This window comes from Maribacter sp. (assembly GCF_049667165.1).
In the GTDB taxonomy this organism is placed as follows: domain Bacteria; phylum Bacteroidota; class Bacteroidia; order Flavobacteriales; family Flavobacteriaceae; genus Maribacter_A.
The window spans coordinates 1-15230 of record NZ_JBATHS010000214.1; the positions used below are offsets into that span (position 1 = coordinate 1).

Here is a 15230-nt window from a genome sequence, read left to right on the forward strand (position 1 = left end):
CCAAAACTGGACTCTACCTTAAAATCCTTACCTAAAAATTTTTCTATAGTCTTAGCCTTTGCCGGTGACTCTACAATAACTAAATTCTTTGCCATTAAACGATTTTTCGAGTCACAAAAGTAGTTGAATTTTTTAATTACGGCTTATACCCTGTATAATACGTACAAAAAACACCTTAAAGAATAAGGTGTTTCATGGCGGCTTAATCCGTGAAGTTCTATAAAGAATAGGATTCGTACTTTGTGCAAACCGAAAGACCTGCCGCTGCCCATATTGGCTTAATCAAGCACTGCGAACCTTTAGGGTTTTATCCGCGCTGTTCGTAGGTAGTGCCCTTTGAATCCATAGCTTGTGCTGAACCCGATCACTTAATCCAGTTGTAAGGTACTCAACAGTTTTATTTCATTGTCCAAATACTCATATTGATACAGCACATCCTCACCCACCATTAGCAATGAGTTCTCCAACGGAATAACATCAAAGGTATTGATATCCTTAAAGTGGTTCAGGGCTACCAAATCCTCAACATCAGTTTTATCATAAACCTTCAACCCAGAATCACCATCACAAACGAATAATTTTTCGTCCTTGACCCCAAGGCCATAAGGCCCATCCATCGGATAACTTACAGTCAATTCCGGATTCGTGATATCTGAGATATCCACAATGAACAAACCACTCTCCGTAGCACCGCACCAATTACCACCTCGTAAGGTAACAAAGGCATAGTCCCCATCGACCACGACGGGATCACAGGCGGTGCCGTGTTGAAATTCGGAAACGAATATCGGTGTGGCCGGAGAAGAGATGTCATAAATATACATGCCGCGCATACTTCCTAAAAACAAATATTGGTCCTTACTGAAAATGGTCTCTATATCAAATCCGGCATAAACATCTTCCAAATCTTTCGGATCTTCCAGGTTCTGTATATTGAAAATATTTATGTTATGACTATCCACAGCGTAAAGAAAATCGCCCACAATCTTAAATCGGGCTAAAGAACCTCCTTGACCAACACTTGCATCATTTGCGGCTTCTGCTAAGGCAAAGATTTCTCCGTCCCTTGTAAATCTTTCCTCATATTCCGATATAAGCCTACGTTCCGTAACCGTCTCCCAACCCAATAATACCTCATTTTCATAATCAACGCCATCATATTCGTAAAAATCGGCATCGGCAGGCCAAACGATATTATCCCTCAGCACATTCTCCAAACGGTTTACGATTTTAATATTGTTTACATCGGAAATATCGAGTACGATCAGATCCATCAGGCTATCGGCATACAAATAATCATCTTTTATGGAGATGTCCACATTGCCCGCAATCTTGATAAACGAAATCTTCTTTGGGGCATTCGGATCACTATTGTCAATCACATGGACGCCTCTATATTTATCATTCACAAAAATGTAATCCTGGTATGCATAAATTTTCCCTGACTCCTGAATCGGTAATGGGGCGATGATGTCCACACCATTCTTAAACTCGGTCTTACTTATGGTCAAAGGTCTGGCCACCAAATAATCGGCATATTTACCATCGTCTGATTTTTCACAGGAAACCAGGCCCAATGAGACCACGAACAGTAGCAATAAAAATCTCTTTTTCATAATCTTTATTTATGGGGTTATACCATTTAGATGCAAGTACTGCATTAGCGTTGCGTTTTAAATAAAAGGTAGGGGAAAAATCACGCTTCAGAAGAAAAACCCACGGCATCCTTAAACATAAAATAAACCGGTATTTTCGCTAACATAGCGGTGAAAAAGACCCCGATAAAACAGAGCAGAACACCTAATTCCGCTACAAAGCCCATGATAACGATGAGGCCGAAAACCACAAGCCAATTTTTATTCCCCAATGAAAAGCTCGATTTCACTATTTCCATGGGTGACAATTCCCCTTCAAAAGCCAAAAAAGCCGGAATTAAGGAAATGGGTACTACCAAGTAAAAAATCCCCAAGCCACAAGCCAACAGCCCCAGCAAGATCAATCCCAACAGCATTAAGGATAATACCAAGGCCTTTAGAACGTACTCTTTCTTAAAATAATGAAAGTAATTATCAGACAAGGCTAGGTTCAAATCCTTGTTTTTACAAATTCGCAAGAATGCGGCATTGAGCAATAGACTTATCGTAATGACCGCCAAAATCACAAGGGGCAACAGAATCACCATGGGGATGATAATCCCTGGGGGCGCTTGCTCACTTTTCAACATTTCAGGATTGGTCACCCCAGCAATAAGCAGTGGGATATAAATAAGAACATAAAAAGGAATAATGGTCACAAAGGTTAAAATAACAATCATAAAGCCTTGCAACCATACGTGTTTGAACAGCTCTAAGGATCTATTGAAAATTGAGCCGAAATCCAAATGATCACTATTTTCTATATCGTTCGACAATGTCTTGAAGGTCATGGTTCCCTTGATTTTATAAAAGTAAAATTAACGTCATAATCCCTAAAATAGTACTAAAATATACTGTCATATTGTCATAAAATTGGAATTAGCGTTATCTTTGCTGCCCCTTTCACAAGTTAGGGATTGATATATGGAGAAAATCTTTGATGAATCGATACAGGGCAAAAGCCTTTCGCTGGAAAAAGACCTAAAAAACAAACGCAACCTTTACATTGAGAGTTTTGGGTGCGCCATGAATTTTTCCGATAGCGAAATCGTAGCCTCAATATTGGCCACCGAAGGATTCAATACCACCCAAGAATTGGAAGAGGCCGATTTGGTTCTTGTAAACACGTGTTCCATACGGGAGAAGGCAGAGACTACGGTGCGCAAACGGCTCGAAAAATTCAATGCCATAAAAAAGAAAAGACCCCACATGAAAGTTGGGGTCCTAGGCTGTATGGCCGAACGCCTCAAAAGCAAATTGCTCGAAGAGGAAAAGATCGTGGATATGGTGGTTGGCCCAGATGCCTATAAAGACCTACCCAATCTTATACAAGAAATCGATGCAGGTCGGGAGGCCGTTAATGTGGTACTATCGAAGGATGAGACCTATGGCGATATTTCCCCAGTGAGATTGAACAGCAATGGGGTAAGCGCGTTTGTTTCAATTACCCGGGGTTGTGACAACATGTGTACGTTTTGTGTGGTACCTTTTACAAGAGGTCGAGAACGCAGTAGGGATCCACAATCGATAGTGGATGAAGTGAACGATCTATGGCAAAAAGGTTATAGGGAGGTTACTTTGCTTGGGCAGAATGTCGATAGCTATTTGTGGTACGGTGGTGGATTAAAAAAGGATTTTGAGAAGGCTACCGAAATGCAGATTGCCACAGCCGTCGATTTTTCCGATTTGTTGGATATGGTAGCCAAGGCCGCACCTAGAATGCGCATTCGCTTTTCAACCTCGAACCCACAGGATATGGGCTTGAAGGTCATCAGGACGATGGCAAAACATGTCAATATCTGTAACCATATCCATTTGCCGGTCCAAAGTGGAAGCAACCGCATCTTAAAGGCGATGAATCGCCTACATACCATTGAGGCGTATTATGAACTTATAGACAATATCAAAAAAATCATTCCTGATTGTGCCATTTCCCATGATATAATCACAGGCTTCCCCACTGAGACCGAAGAAGATCATCAAGCTACCTTGGCCGTACTTGAGTATGTAAAGTATGACTATGGGTATATGTTCGCCTATTCCGAGCGTCCCGGTACGTTGGCTGCGCGAAAAATGGAAGATGATGTGCCCAGTGAAGTAAAACAGCGCAGGCTTTCTGAAATTATCGCCTTGCAACGCGAACATTGCATGTTTCGAACAAAACAACATGTAGGCAAGGTTCAGGAAATCTTGATCGAAGGTCTCTCAAAAAAGGATAACACCATGTGGATGGGCCGCAATTCCCAAAATGTGGTCGCGGTCTTTCCAAAAGAAACCTACAAATTAGGCGATTTTGTGAATGTAAGGATACATGATTGCACCTCTGCCACTTTAATAGGCGAGGCCGTTGGATTAAGTCGAACCAACTAAATAACACGTGAAGTCACAGAAATAATATGGAAGGTGTACAAGCAATAAAACAGCGTTTTGAAATCATTGGGAATGACCCGAAGCTCAATCGGGCTTTAGAAAAGGCCGTTCAGGTGGCCCCTACGGATATCTCCGTGCTGGTCACTGGGGAAAGCGGTGTTGGTAAAGAATCCATACCCAAGATCATTCATGCGCTTTCGCATCGGAAACATGCCAAATATATAGCCGTAAACTGTGGAGCAATTCCTGAGGGCACGATCGACAGTGAACTTTTTGGGCACGAAAAAGGCTCGTTTACCGGAGCAACCGCAACCCGTAGCGGTTATTTTGAAGTTGCCGATGGCGGTACCATTTTTTTGGACGAAGTCGGGGAACTCCCCTTGACCACTCAGGTTCGTCTTTTAAGGGTGCTCGAAAATGGCGAGTTTTTGAAAGTTGGTTCCTCCCAAGTGCAAAAGACCGATGTTCGGATCGTCGCGGCAACCAACATGAATATGATCGAGGCCATCAATAAGGAAAAATTCAGGGAAGACCTCTATTATAGGTTGAGTACGGTCGAGATCAACATACCGCCCCTACGGGATCGCAAAGAAGACATTCATCTGTTGTTTCGGAAATTTGCCTCTGACTTTGGGCAGAAGTATAAAATGCCTACCATTCGACTACAGGACAATGCCGTTCAATTACTGCTTAAATACCGCTGGCCAGGCAACATACGACAACTTAGGAACATTGCCGAACAGATATCGGTTTTGGAAAGTGAACGCAACATCTCCGCCATCACTTTAAACAGCTACCTGCCTGCTGAGGGCGGCACCAATTTACCTGCTGTAATCGCACAGGGCAAAAGGGACAGTGATTTCAGTAACGAACGCGAAATCCTTTATAAAGTGTTGTTCGATATGAAAGGTGATCTTACTGACTTGAAAAAATTGACGTTGGAATTATTGAAGAATAATGATACCCGAAAGGTCCAAGAAGAAAATGAAGGCCTGATCCAAAAGATCTATGGCAATAATGAAGAAGACTATGAAGAGGAAGAAAATGAAACGATGGAGGTACTGCAATTGCCTGAACCCCATGTAGAACAAAATGGGTATGAGCCACCTCAGGGAGATAAGTACCATTTTGCAGAAGAAATAGAAGAGGAAGAAACCCTATCTTTACAGGAAAAGGAAGTGGAGTTGATCAAGAAATCATTGGAAAGGAACCGGGGCAAAAGAAAAGCCGCCGCCGCCGAACTGGGTATTTCAGAACGCACCCTTTATCGTAAGATAAAACAATACGATCTTTAATTATGCAAAGATTCAAAATAGCAAGATTGACCTTTTTGGTATTTTTCATACTCTCGGGATGTGGCATCTATAACTTTACAGGAGGTGATGTGGGTACCGCGACCACCTTTCAAGTAAACTACTTTCAGAACTATGCCACCCAAAGTCCAGGCTCTACTTTTGAACCTGGGATGGACCGGGATTTTACATTGGCACTTCAGGATAGGATATTGAACCAAACCAGTTTGGATCTCGTTAACTCCAACAATGCCGATTTACTGTATGAAGGGGAAATCGTAGAGTATCGCATCTCCCCCATGAGTGCCACCGCCCAGCAGACCGCTGCGCAGAACCGGTTGTCAATCGGGGTGAATGTTCGTTTCTACAATAAGACGAAAGAGGATGCCGATTTTGAGAAACGATTTTCCTTTTTTTATGACTACCCTGCCAACTCACAATTATCAAGTGTAAAGGACGAAGCGCATGAGGTGATTTTTGAACGAATTACCCAGGATATATTTAATGAATCCCTTGCAGATTGGTAATAAATTAAGTTGTGGTGTATTACTACCAGATTGAAAACATAATTGATAGAAACCAGCATCGAGCAATAACATGAACGTACAGGATTTTACCTTTTTATTGCAAAACCCTGACAAGGTCGTCACCCCAATACAGACGAAACAATTAGAGGATGTATTGGAGGAATACCCCTATTTTCAAACCGCAAGGGCGCTGCATTTAAAAGGACTAAGGAATCTCAACAGTTTTAAATACAATAACGCGCTCAAGAAGACAGCGGCCTATACTACCGATCGTGATGTTCTGTTCGACTTTATCACTTCCGAGGATTTCTTACAGAATACCATTGCAGATACCATTGCCGGAAAGGTCCCAGACTTGAACGATGCTGAAAAAGATCAGCACGAAATACCCGCCGAAAACAAAGAAACCGCCGTACTGATTGAGCGATCGGAAGACAAGCCCCTACCACAAGATCTTGCGGATGCCGACCACATTTTGGATCCAAAATTGTTCAAATCAAAAGACCCGAAAGATGATCAAACTATAAAGGCTCAAAAGGAAAAAGCTGAAAAAGAGCTTGAAATCGGTCAACCCCTACCGTTCACCAAACAAGAGAAACATTCTTTCAGTGAATGGTTGCAATTGGCTTCCTCAAAAATCGTTGAACGCGATCAGGATAAGGAGGCTTCCAATGAAACTACCGGGGAGAATGTAGACACTCCGTCAGAAAAAGAAGTTGTCAAAAAGCAAAAGTTCGATCTTATAGATCGGTTTATCGAAAACAACCCAAAAATTGGGCCCACCCCTAAGACCAACAAAAAAATCAATATTAAAGAGTCGCTTAAATTGGACAAAAATGAATTGATGACCGAGACGTTGGCCAAGGTATACCTAGAACAGAAAAAGTATAAAAAAGCCATTCAAGCCTACAAAATTTTAAGTTTGAAATATCCGGAAAAAAGTGGTTTCTTTGCAGACCGTATTAAAGCGGTAGAAAAAATACAACAAGAAAATACATAGTACTAATGAGCGGATTTACAATATTCTTGGTTCTTATCATCGCAGTTTGCTTTCTATTGGTGTTGGTGATCATGGTTCAAAACCCTAAAGGAGGCGGATTGTCGTCTTCGTTCGGTGGTGGTGGCAGCCAAGTAGTAGGTGGCGTCAAGAAAACCGGTGACTTTTTGGATAAAAGTACTTGGACACTTGCAGCATTGCTGATTGTGTTGATCTTGGCATCGAACATCGCCCTAAAAGGAAATTTTGGCAATGCCGATTCTAAATTATTACAAGGAGATGATATTGAGGAAACCGTTCCTGAGGCGGTACCCGAAGAGGTGCCCGCGCCTGCCACCAATATCAATAATCCCGCCGATAGTCTTTAATTTTTCCGCTATATAAAAGCAAAAATGCCAGCCTGAATGACAAGCTGGCATTTTTGCTTTACAATATGTCAGGTTTTGTGGTATGGCATAATTTCTGACTGATACATCCAATAACATAAAAATCAATTTAAAATAATAAATATGGCTAAAGTTAACATTAAACCATTGGCAGACCGCGTTCTTATTGAGCCAATGGCTGCAGAAACCAAAACTGCATCTGGCATCTATATTCCAGACACCGCTAAGGAAAAACCCCAAAAGGGAAAAGTAATTGCCGTAGGTCCCGGAACCAAGGATGAGAAAATTACGGTAAAGATCGGAGATACCGTTCTTTATGGTAAATATGCTGGCACCGAGTTGAAATTGGAAGGCAAGGACTACCTGATGATGAGGGAAAGTGACATTTTAGCAATTATTTAATCAAAACAATCAAATACAAAAACCAAATTCCAATAGTTCATATTTGGAATATGGGATTTGGATTTTAAATTTTAAAAATAAATTTTCATTATGGCAAAAGATATAAAATTTGATATTGAAGCACGTGATGGCCTCAGAAGAGGTGTTGACGCCTTGGCCAATGCGGTAAAGGTCACCTTGGGACCCAAAGGTAGAAATGTGATTATCAGCAAATCATTCGGTGCACCTATAGTAACCAAGGATGGAGTTACAGTGGCAAAGGAAATTGAACTGGAAGATGCATTGGAAAACATGGGAGCCCAAATGGTTAAAGAGGTAGCTTCCAAAACCAACGATCTTGCGGGTGATGGCACCACTACGGCAACTGTTCTTGCCCAGGCCATTGTTAAGGAAGGATTGAAGAATGTTGCTGCCGGTGCAAATCCGATGGATTTGAAAAGAGGTATCGACAAGGCTGTTGAAGCCATCGTTGCCGACTTGACGAAACAATCCAAAAAAGTAGGTGATTCTTCAGAAAAAATAAAACAAGTTGCTTCTATTTCATCGAATAACGATGAATCTATAGGTGAATTGATTGCCCAAGCTTTCGGAAAAGTTGGTAAGGAAGGTGTAATCACCGTTGAAGAAGCCAAGGGTACAGATACCTATGTGGATATCGTGGAAGGGATGCAATTTGATAGAGGGTATCTTTCCCCCTATTTTGTTACCGATTCAGAAAAAATGATCGCGGATTTAGAAAATCCATATATTCTTTTGTTCGACAAGAAAATCTCTTCAATGAAAGATCTTCTTCCCATATTGGAGCCCGTTGCGCAATCCGGGAAACCGCTTTTGATCATTGCAGAAGATGTAGATGGGGAAGCATTGGCCACTTTGGTCGTGAACAAACTAAGAGGATCTTTAAGGATCGCTGCTGTAAAAGCCCCAGGATTTGGCGACAGAAGAAAAGCGATGTTAGAGGATATTGCCATCTTGACCAAAGGAACTGTGATTTCTGAAGAAAGAGGTTTCTCCTTGGACAATACCACTTTGGACATGCTAGGTACCTGTGAGAAAGTTACCATAGATAAAGACAACACCACGATTGTAAATGGTGGTGGGGTCGCCAAAGATATAAAGACTCGGGTAAACCAATTAAAATCCCAAATTGAAACCACTACTTCTGACTATGACAAGGAAAAACTACAAGAACGTCTGGCCAAATTGGCAGGTGGTGTTGCGGTTCTTTATGTTGGTGCTGCCTCAGAGGTTGAAATGAAGGAGAAAAAAGATCGAGTTGATGATGCATTGCATGCCACAAGAGCTGCCGTAGAAGAAGGCATTGTAGCTGGTGGCGGTGTTGCTTTGGTTCGTGCCAAAGCCAGCCTTTCCAAAGTTAAAGCCGAAAATGCGGATGAGGAAACCGGACTTCAAATTGTTGCCAGGGCTATTGAAGCTCCTTTGCGGACCATTGTTGAAAATGCAGGCGGAGAAGGTTCGGTTGTCGTAGCAAAAGTACAAGACGGCAAAGGTGACTTCGGTTACGATGCCAAATCGGAGAAATATGTTGAATTGTTCAAAGCAGGTATCATTGACCCGACTAAAGTAACAAGGATTGCATTGGAGAATGCAGCTTCTGTAGCGGGCATGATCTTGACTACCGAATGTGCTTTGACCGATATCAAGGAAGCTGCCCCGGCCATGCCTCCAATGGGTGGTGGCGGAATGCCAGGAATGATGTAATACACAGCATTGATTGCTATAGCATGATAGTGCATCATGCGATGCTAAAAAGCCTCACTTTGAGTTTAAAGTGAGGCTTTTTTTTATGTAGTTATGACAAACAAAAAACCATCTTTAAATAAAGATGGTGTCTGTTCCGATGTTCAGGATTTATCCCATAAACCCCAAATCAATTACTTCTTTCGAGGAGCTGCCTTTGGTCCAGCCTTTTTTACAGCTTTAGCTGAAGAAGGCTTGGCAAGAGGTTTCCCTACTGGTTTTTTAAGTGCCATTGTTAGAATATTTAAATACTTAAGCTAATGTATTCCGCATTTACACAGCTAGTATATTCGTTGGGAAAAATTTAACCAAAAACAATAATCATAAACCCTATACATTGGCATACACAGGAAAATTTTCCTGGACCTTACCTGATCTTTCAATTTGTTCGATTTGCTTTTTGGAAAGCTTCCAAAGCTTGAGTTTATTACGAACAGCGGTATACAAAGAGGGCTGGGATTCCTTTAAACTTGCGGCCGTATTCAATTCCTGTTGGGCCGAAACCAGTTTAGAGGAATAGATGGTCGCCAATTGTTGGCCTTTTTTGACCTCCTCGCCTTTAAAGTTCACGAACTGTTTTTCTATGCGTCCAGCAAAGTAGGATGCTAGGGTCGCAACTGCCTTTTTCATTTTCTTCAATAGTTACAGAAAATTTCAGTGCATTGTCTCCCTTAGTACTGGAGTAGACTTTTGTGGTTCTAATATCGGCCAGAGCCAACGCATTTTTGGACATTTTGAATTGATCTTCTGCCAAACCATCGGCTCAGGATTCCATTAGAATCAAATCCATGTCATGGATAGAGCAGCCACACTGTTCGGGTCGCATTATCGTTGGATGCATGGAACACGACCACATTTCACCCGACTCCGATTATGGGCTGTGGTAATGTAGTGAATTCGTAGCATCATTTGAATAATTCCGAAAAATAAGGTATCTGGCGATAATACCTCCTATCAATACCAATCCGATAATAAGACTATTTATATTCTTCCTGGATTTTTAAACTTATTTATTGTTTTGCTCCAAACGGTTGATCATTTCCTTCATTTGTGCGATTTCCAGTTTTTGTGCCTCTATGATATCCTCGGCCAATTTGATGGCCTCAGGGTCTTTCAAGTGTGCTTTTTGACTAACCATAATGGCAGAGGAATGATGCGGAATCATGGCCTTCATCCATTGTACATCGCCAATAAAGGTTTGTTGTCTCAGTCCCACTAAAGTGACAATAAAGACAACAACAGAAAGTCCAAGAATGATAAAGTTTGTTTTTCTGTTCTTGTACATTCCCCACATGAACAAGAGCATCGTAAACGCCATGGGGGCTATCATCAAAATCGTCATATAGGTTCGTGTATAGCTCAACATCACATGATCGAACACATCGGCGTTCAAGAACATGACGGCATACATGATGATGAAGGAGGTTGCCATCATGAGGGCAAATTTGCCATAATAAAGTTTTTCCATATTATCTTTTTTCATTTCTTCTGATTCCATTTTTATACTTTTCATTTGTTACTTTTTTATTTTTCTTATTGTTGGGGAACTTACGAACCATAGTGTAAAACCGCTCAATACGGTTATGAGTCCCAAAAGGGAGAAAGCCCTAAGCACAATGGTATTAAAGTTGTCCCTGCCTTGATAGTCCATCGTATGGGTCATCCAAAGGAAATCGAACCAACGCCAATCCCGATGTCTTACGGTCTGAAAAGCACCATTTTCTATAGCCACATAGGCCTTTAGATTTTCCGATGTTCGATAGGAGATCTCGTATGCCGGTAAGGGTCTTCCTCTGTACTCATGGTGTTCGTTAACGCTTTCTACTCTTTTTATTTGGTCGAATTCCAAATCAGGACGCATATAGCGTTGGGCAATTTTGATCGCTTCCTGTTTGGTGACTTCTTCCTTTTTAACTCCTGAACGGGCATTATAAAGTGTCGATTCATTGACCCAGTAATAAGGCTCATCGGCAATTTCCAGAAGCTCTAAGGATGTAATCGGCTCTTTATGATCTAATTGGGAAGTGCCCACTAAATCTACAAAAGCGGTTTGATCCGGTGTTGCCTTTTTAAAATGATCCCCGTGGATTTCATCGATATCCGTCCAACTAAAATAAAGTCCGCTTATCGTCCATAATAGAAACTGGACGCCTAGAAAAATACCTAGGTATCGATGTATCTTTCGAATTTTGATGGCTGTTGTGCGTTTTACCATTTTTTAGGCATTATGCATTGTTTACATATTTCTTTTAAACCTACAAGGTTTTGGAGACCTTGCAGGTTAATCGATTTTAGTTGTTCTTAATCTCAAGGCATTGACTATTACCGAAACGGAACTAAAACTCATTGCGGCAGCGGCTATCATCGGGGAGAGCAATAGTCCGAAAAAGGGATAGAGCACTCCTGCGGCAATCGGCACCCCAAGGGTATTGTATACCAAAGCAAAGAATAGGTTCTGTTTGATGTTCTTCATAACCTTATCGCTAAGATTCCGGGCCTTGACGATTCCTTGCAAGTCGCCCTTTACCAAGGTAATGGTGGCGCTCTCGATGGCGACATCCGTTCCGGTGCCCATGGCGATACCGACATCGCTTTTGGCCAATGCGGGGGCATCGTTGATGCCATCTCCTGCCATGGCAACTATTTTTCCGTTTTCTTGCAGTTTTTCGACCTCTTCGAGTTTGTCCTCAGGAAGCATTCCTGCTTTAAAATCGGCCAAGTTCAGTTCACTGGCCACAGCCTGAGCCGTATCATAATTGTCCCCTGTCAGCATGATGACCGCAATACCTTTGTCTTGTAATTCCTTGATGGCCTTAGCACTTGTCGCTTTTATTTTGTCGCCGATAACCACATAACCAACCGCATTTCCATCTATGGATAGATAGGAGACCGTTTTGCCTTGTTTTTGATAGGTCTGCGCCTCATTCCTAAGGTTGGTGGTTATCGCAGCATCTGCATGTTCCATCATTTTAAAATTTCCCAACGAAACCTTTTTGCCATTTACTGCACCTTCAACACCCTTACCCGTAACGGCATTGAAACCGTCCGCTTTTAAAAGGGATATCCCTTGTTCTTTACCATAGTTGACCGTTGCCTCTGCCAAGGGATGTTCGCTCAATTGATTTAGGGAAACGATATATTGAAGTACTTCTGTCTCCGAGTAGGAATCCCGCGAAGTACCTATGGCCTCCACTGTGGGTTTCCCTTCGGTTAGGGTCCCGGTCTTGTCAACGATGAGCGTATCTACTTTATGCATCTTTTCCAAGGCTTCCGCATTTTTGATAAGCACCCCATTTTGAGCTCCCTTGCCAACGCCTACCATGACCGACATGGGCGTGGCCAGACCTAAAGCACAAGGGCAGGCAATGATCAATACCGCAATGGCATTCACCAGCGCATAGACATAGGCCGGTTCCGGTCCCCAAAGCACCCATACTGCAAAGGTGATCATAGAAATCAATACTACTACGGGAACAAAATAAGCAGAAACCTTATCCGCTAAGTTTTGAATAGGCGCCTTGCTGCGACTGGCCTCATTGACCATATGTATTATCTGTGAGAGCAAGGTGTCGGAACCTATCTTTTCGGCTTTCATCAAAAAAGATTGGTTGCCATTGATGGTGCCGCTGCTGACCTTATCCCCTTCCGATTTGTTTACAGGAATGGGTTCCCCGGTTATCATGGATTCATCTATGGAAGTATTGCCTTCGGTCAATGCCCCATCTACCGGAATCTTATCCCCTGGCTTAACCCGCAGGATATCGCCCAGTTCTATTTCGTCGATGCTGATTTCTTCTTCCTTTCCGTCGGTGACCCGAATCGCTTTGTTCGGGGCAAGTTTCAGCAACTCCTTAACAGCGGAATTTGTTTTGCTGTGTGCACGGGCCTCCAATACCTGTCCCAACAACACCAAGGTCAAGATGACCGTGGCCGCCTCAAAATAGACATGTACGCTACCCGATTCCGTTTTGAACTGGGCAGGGAAGAAATCGGGTAATAGCATCCCAAAAACGCTGAAAAGCCATGCAACGCCTGCACCGATCCCAATAAGGGTGAACATATTGAGATTCCATGTTTTGATGGAGCGATAGGCTCGTTCAAAGAACATCCAAGTGGCATAGAATACCACGGGAATGGATAGTGCGAATTGTATCCAGTTCCAGCTTTTCTGCCCCATTACATCGTAAAGTGGATTGTTCGGAATCATTTCGGACATCGCTATCAAGAAAATGGGCAAGGTGAAGGCAACGGCTATCCAAAACTTTTTGAGCAGCTTTTTATAGGTCTTTTCCTCTGCGGACAGGTCGGGCTGCATGGGTACGAGATCCATTCCACAGATGGGGCAGCTTCCCGGTTCGTCCCTAACGATTTCGGGATGCATTGGGCAAGTATACTGTGTCGCGGAATTGGATGCAACGTTTTGCTCCTCGACCAAATCCATTCCACAGACCGGACAATCGCCCGGTTTATCATAGGTTTTATCGCCTTCACAGTGCATGGGGCAATAAAAAGTACCGTTTCCATGGGCTTTTGGTTTTTCCACTTTCTTTTCTGACGAATGATGATGTTCACCTTGTTTATGAATTGTATAGCGCCCGCCATCATTTTTCAAAGCCTCCTGAAATTTCTCGAGAGGAATATGTTTTTCCATTTCAATGGTCGCTTCGGCCTTTTCCAAATCAACAGATGCACTGGTCACGCCATTTACTCTAGAAAGTGTCTCTGTTACGTGGCTTCGGCAACCGTTGCAAGTCATTCCGTGTATGTGATACATGTGTTTCATGATTCCTAGGTTTTAAATACTATCCAAAATTAATGCGCCTTATCAATTTGTGTTTGTATAATTCCGGATACTATTTACACAATTTGGTCAATCGATTTCCGGTCCCATTGCTGCAAAGCTTTAAATTCACTCATTGACAAGCCTGTGACGTTTTTAAACTGTCGCGCTAAATGCCCACTATTGTTGTAATTCAATGCATAGGCGATTTCTGAAAAATTCAGTTGTCCCAATTGAATGTACTCTTTAACCTTTTCAATTTTTAAGTTGATAAGATATTTTTCGATGGTTACGCCTTCAGTTTTGCTAAAAAGCTTACTTAATGTCGAATAAGACTTGTGAAAGGTTTTTGGCAAGAATGTTGAAAGATTTGTGAGTTCTTGATCTTCCAGTTTTTTAATCAATGTAATTTTTAGCCGTTCTATTAATTCTTCCGTATCATCTTTAATAATTTCAAAACCATGTCGATTTAAAGTAGTTTCCAATTCTGAAAAAATCATGGATTCCTTACCGCTTATGGTAACTTTTCCAAGTTCGATAGATTCCACAGTAAACCCAGCATCTTTGATTTCGCGCATAACGATGGTCTTGCAGCGATTGCAGACCATATTCTTAATGTGAAGGGTCTGAGTCATCTTATCTTAATTTTTTTCGCATGGCCTCCGAAATATTTTCGGCATATACACCATAGGCATCAACCAATAATCCTTTTATGCCATTTTTGGAATGAATGGCATAAAGCACACTGTTATCGTCAGTACTGCTCATTCCTTCGAAACGATGTACCTCATCAACATTAAAATCTTCTGGATGTAATTTCAACTTCAAGGCATAGCATTCGACGTGTTCGGAACATAGATTTAAATCATATGTATAACCGCGTTTTTGTAATTGCCTCATCGTTTCCGAAAGTGTATCTTCTGTTTTCATGTGTGTTTGTTTACTCTAATTTCTGTTTCAATTCTGTCATATAGTCAATAATCGCAAGCTTTTCTTCTTCAGAAAAAATGGCATCCCTATGAATCAAAGTATACGATGTCATTGGCATTTCATCATTTTTTATGTTTAGTATTAACATCAA

Annotated in this window: 18 protein-coding genes; 8 read left to right on the top strand and 10 right to left on the bottom strand. The window is 41.9% G+C overall.

What is annotated here, in order from left to right; all coding sequences use genetic code 11:
• From WBM98_RS10690 to WBM98_RS10700, 3 genes are all read right to left on the bottom strand, one after another.
• Nucleotides 1-95: toprim domain-containing protein (locus WBM98_RS10690; protein WP_424366056.1), on the bottom strand; the 95-nt coding region annotated here is incomplete at its 3' end.
• Between the two features lie 273 nt (nt 96-368).
• A complete protein-coding gene (locus WBM98_RS10695; protein ID WP_424366010.1) occupies nt 369-1616 on the bottom strand; it encodes an LVIVD repeat-containing protein in 1248 nt (415 codons plus the stop codon).
• 80 nt (nt 1617-1696) lie between these two features.
• Nucleotides 1697-2425, bottom strand: coding sequence for a hypothetical protein (locus WBM98_RS10700; protein WP_424366011.1), 729 nt, complete (start codon nt 2423-2425; stop codon nt 1697-1699).
• Between the two features lie 133 nt (nt 2426-2558).
• On the opposite strand from WBM98_RS10700, the gene miaB reads away from it, so the two are divergent.
• The 8 genes from miaB (at nt 2559) to WBM98_RS10740 (ending at nt 9630) form a co-directional block, all read left to right on the top strand.
• Complete coding sequence (gene miaB / locus WBM98_RS10705; RefSeq protein WP_424366012.1) at nt 2559-4004, top strand: tRNA (N6-isopentenyl adenosine(37)-C2)-methylthiotransferase MiaB; 1446 nt, start codon at nt 2559-2561, stop codon at nt 4002-4004.
• 26 nt (nt 4005-4030) lie between these two features.
• Nucleotides 4031-5299: a sigma-54 interaction domain-containing protein gene (locus WBM98_RS10710; protein WP_424366013.1), complete on the top strand. Its 1269-nt coding sequence runs from the start codon at nt 4031-4033 to the stop codon at nt 5297-5299.
• A gap of 2 nt (nt 5300-5301) precedes the next feature.
• Complete coding sequence (locus WBM98_RS10715) at nt 5302-5823, top strand: LptE family protein (protein WP_424366014.1); 522 nt, start codon at nt 5302-5304, stop codon at nt 5821-5823.
• A 70-nt stretch (nt 5824-5893) separates the two neighbouring features.
• Nucleotides 5894-6823, top strand: coding sequence for a hypothetical protein (locus WBM98_RS10720; RefSeq protein ID WP_424366015.1), 930 nt, complete (start codon nt 5894-5896; stop codon nt 6821-6823).
• Between the two features lie 5 nt (nt 6824-6828).
• Nucleotides 6829-7188, top strand: a complete 360-nt coding sequence (gene secG / locus WBM98_RS10725) for a preprotein translocase subunit SecG (protein WP_424366016.1) — start codon at nt 6829-6831, stop codon at nt 7186-7188.
• Between the two features lie 141 nt (nt 7189-7329).
• Nucleotides 7330-7608 (top strand): co-chaperone GroES, encoded by a 279-nt coding sequence (locus WBM98_RS10730; RefSeq protein ID WP_424366017.1) that lies wholly within the window; start codon nt 7330-7332, stop codon nt 7606-7608.
• Nucleotides 7609-7698: 90 nt separating this feature from the next.
• Nucleotides 7699-9330, top strand: coding sequence for a chaperonin GroEL (gene groL / locus WBM98_RS10735; protein WP_424366018.1), 1632 nt, complete (start codon nt 7699-7701; stop codon nt 9328-9330).
• 93 nt (nt 9331-9423) lie between these two features.
• Complete coding sequence (locus tag WBM98_RS10740) at nt 9424-9630, top strand: hypothetical protein (protein WP_424366019.1); 207 nt, start codon at nt 9424-9426, stop codon at nt 9628-9630.
• A 69-nt stretch (nt 9631-9699) separates the two neighbouring features.
• On the opposite strand, the gene WBM98_RS10745 is transcribed toward WBM98_RS10740, so the two are convergent.
• From WBM98_RS10745 to WBM98_RS10775, 7 genes are all read right to left on the bottom strand, one after another.
• Nucleotides 9700-9999, bottom strand: coding sequence for an efflux RND transporter periplasmic adaptor subunit (locus tag WBM98_RS10745; protein WP_424366020.1), 300 nt, complete (start codon nt 9997-9999; stop codon nt 9700-9702).
• Nucleotides 10000-10375: 376 nt separating this feature from the next.
• Nucleotides 10376-10882, bottom strand: coding sequence for a DUF305 domain-containing protein (locus WBM98_RS10750; RefSeq protein ID WP_424366021.1), 507 nt, complete (start codon nt 10880-10882; stop codon nt 10376-10378).
• A gap of 3 nt (nt 10883-10885) precedes the next feature.
• Entirely contained in the window at nt 10886-11584 is a 699-nt protein-coding gene (locus WBM98_RS10755) for a PepSY domain-containing protein (RefSeq protein WP_424366022.1), read from the bottom strand.
• A 66-nt stretch (nt 11585-11650) separates the two neighbouring features.
• Nucleotides 11651-14152 carry a heavy metal translocating P-type ATPase gene (locus tag WBM98_RS10760; RefSeq protein WP_424366023.1) on the bottom strand — a complete coding sequence of 834 codons (2502 nt, stop codon included), beginning with the start codon at nt 14150-14152 and terminating at the stop codon, nt 11651-11653.
• A 74-nt stretch (nt 14153-14226) separates the two neighbouring features.
• Complete coding sequence (locus tag WBM98_RS10765; protein ID WP_424366024.1) at nt 14227-14727, bottom strand: helix-turn-helix domain-containing protein; 501 nt, start codon at nt 14725-14727, stop codon at nt 14227-14229.
• 58 nt (nt 14728-14785) lie between these two features.
• A complete protein-coding gene (locus WBM98_RS10770; protein WP_424366025.1) occupies nt 14786-15079 on the bottom strand; it encodes a phosphoribosylpyrophosphate synthetase in 294 nt (97 codons plus the stop codon).
• Between the two features lie 10 nt (nt 15080-15089).
• Entirely contained in the window at nt 15090-15227 is a 138-nt protein-coding gene (locus tag WBM98_RS10775) for a heme-binding domain-containing protein (protein ID WP_424366026.1), read from the bottom strand.
• Nucleotides 15228-15230 lie beyond the last annotated feature (3 nt).

Bases quoted from the DNA above. Each gene is read 5' to 3' on its own strand.
- secG (WP_424366016.1), top strand. From the start codon at position 6,829: ATGAGCGGATTTACAATATTCTTGGTTCTTATCATCGCAGTTTGCTTT.
- WBM98_RS10745 (WP_424366020.1), bottom strand. From the start codon at position 9,999: ATGAAAAAGGCAGTTGCGACCCTAGCATCCTACTTTGCTGGACGCATA.
- groL (WP_424366018.1), top strand. From the start codon at position 7,699: ATGGCAAAAGATATAAAATTTGATATTGAAGCACGTGATGGCCTCAGA.
- miaB (WP_424366012.1), top strand. From the start codon at position 2,559: ATGGAGAAAATCTTTGATGAATCGATACAGGGCAAAAGCCTTTCGCTG.
- WBM98_RS10770 (WP_424366025.1), bottom strand. From the start codon at position 15,079: ATGAAAACAGAAGATACACTTTCGGAAACGATGAGGCAATTACAAAAA.
- WBM98_RS10710 (WP_424366013.1), top strand. From the start codon at position 4,031: ATGGAAGGTGTACAAGCAATAAAACAGCGTTTTGAAATCATTGGGAAT.
- WBM98_RS10760 (WP_424366023.1), bottom strand. From the start codon at position 14,152: ATGAAACACATGTATCACATACACGGAATGACTTGCAACGGTTGCCGA.
- WBM98_RS10715 (WP_424366014.1), top strand. From the start codon at position 5,302: ATGCAAAGATTCAAAATAGCAAGATTGACCTTTTTGGTATTTTTCATA.
- WBM98_RS10765 (WP_424366024.1), bottom strand. From the start codon at position 14,727: ATGCGCGAAATCAAAGATGCTGGGTTTACTGTGGAATCTATCGAACTT.
- WBM98_RS10720 (WP_424366015.1), top strand. From the start codon at position 5,894: ATGAACGTACAGGATTTTACCTTTTTATTGCAAAACCCTGACAAGGTC.
- WBM98_RS10755 (WP_424366022.1), bottom strand. From the start codon at position 11,584: ATGGTAAAACGCACAACAGCCATCAAAATTCGAAAGATACATCGATAC.
- WBM98_RS10775 (WP_424366026.1), bottom strand. From the start codon at position 15,227: ATGTTAATACTAAACATAAAAAATGATGAAATGCCAATGACATCGTAT.
- WBM98_RS10750 (WP_424366021.1), bottom strand. From the start codon at position 10,882: ATGAAAAGTATAAAAATGGAATCAGAAGAAATGAAAAAAGATAATATG.
- WBM98_RS10740 (WP_424366019.1), top strand. From the start codon at position 9,424: ATGACAAACAAAAAACCATCTTTAAATAAAGATGGTGTCTGTTCCGAT.
- WBM98_RS10700 (WP_424366011.1), bottom strand. From the start codon at position 2,425: ATGACCTTCAAGACATTGTCGAACGATATAGAAAATAGTGATCATTTG.
- WBM98_RS10730 (WP_424366017.1), top strand. From the start codon at position 7,330: ATGGCTAAAGTTAACATTAAACCATTGGCAGACCGCGTTCTTATTGAG.
- WBM98_RS10695 (WP_424366010.1), bottom strand. From the start codon at position 1,616: ATGAAAAAGAGATTTTTATTGCTACTGTTCGTGGTCTCATTGGGCCTG.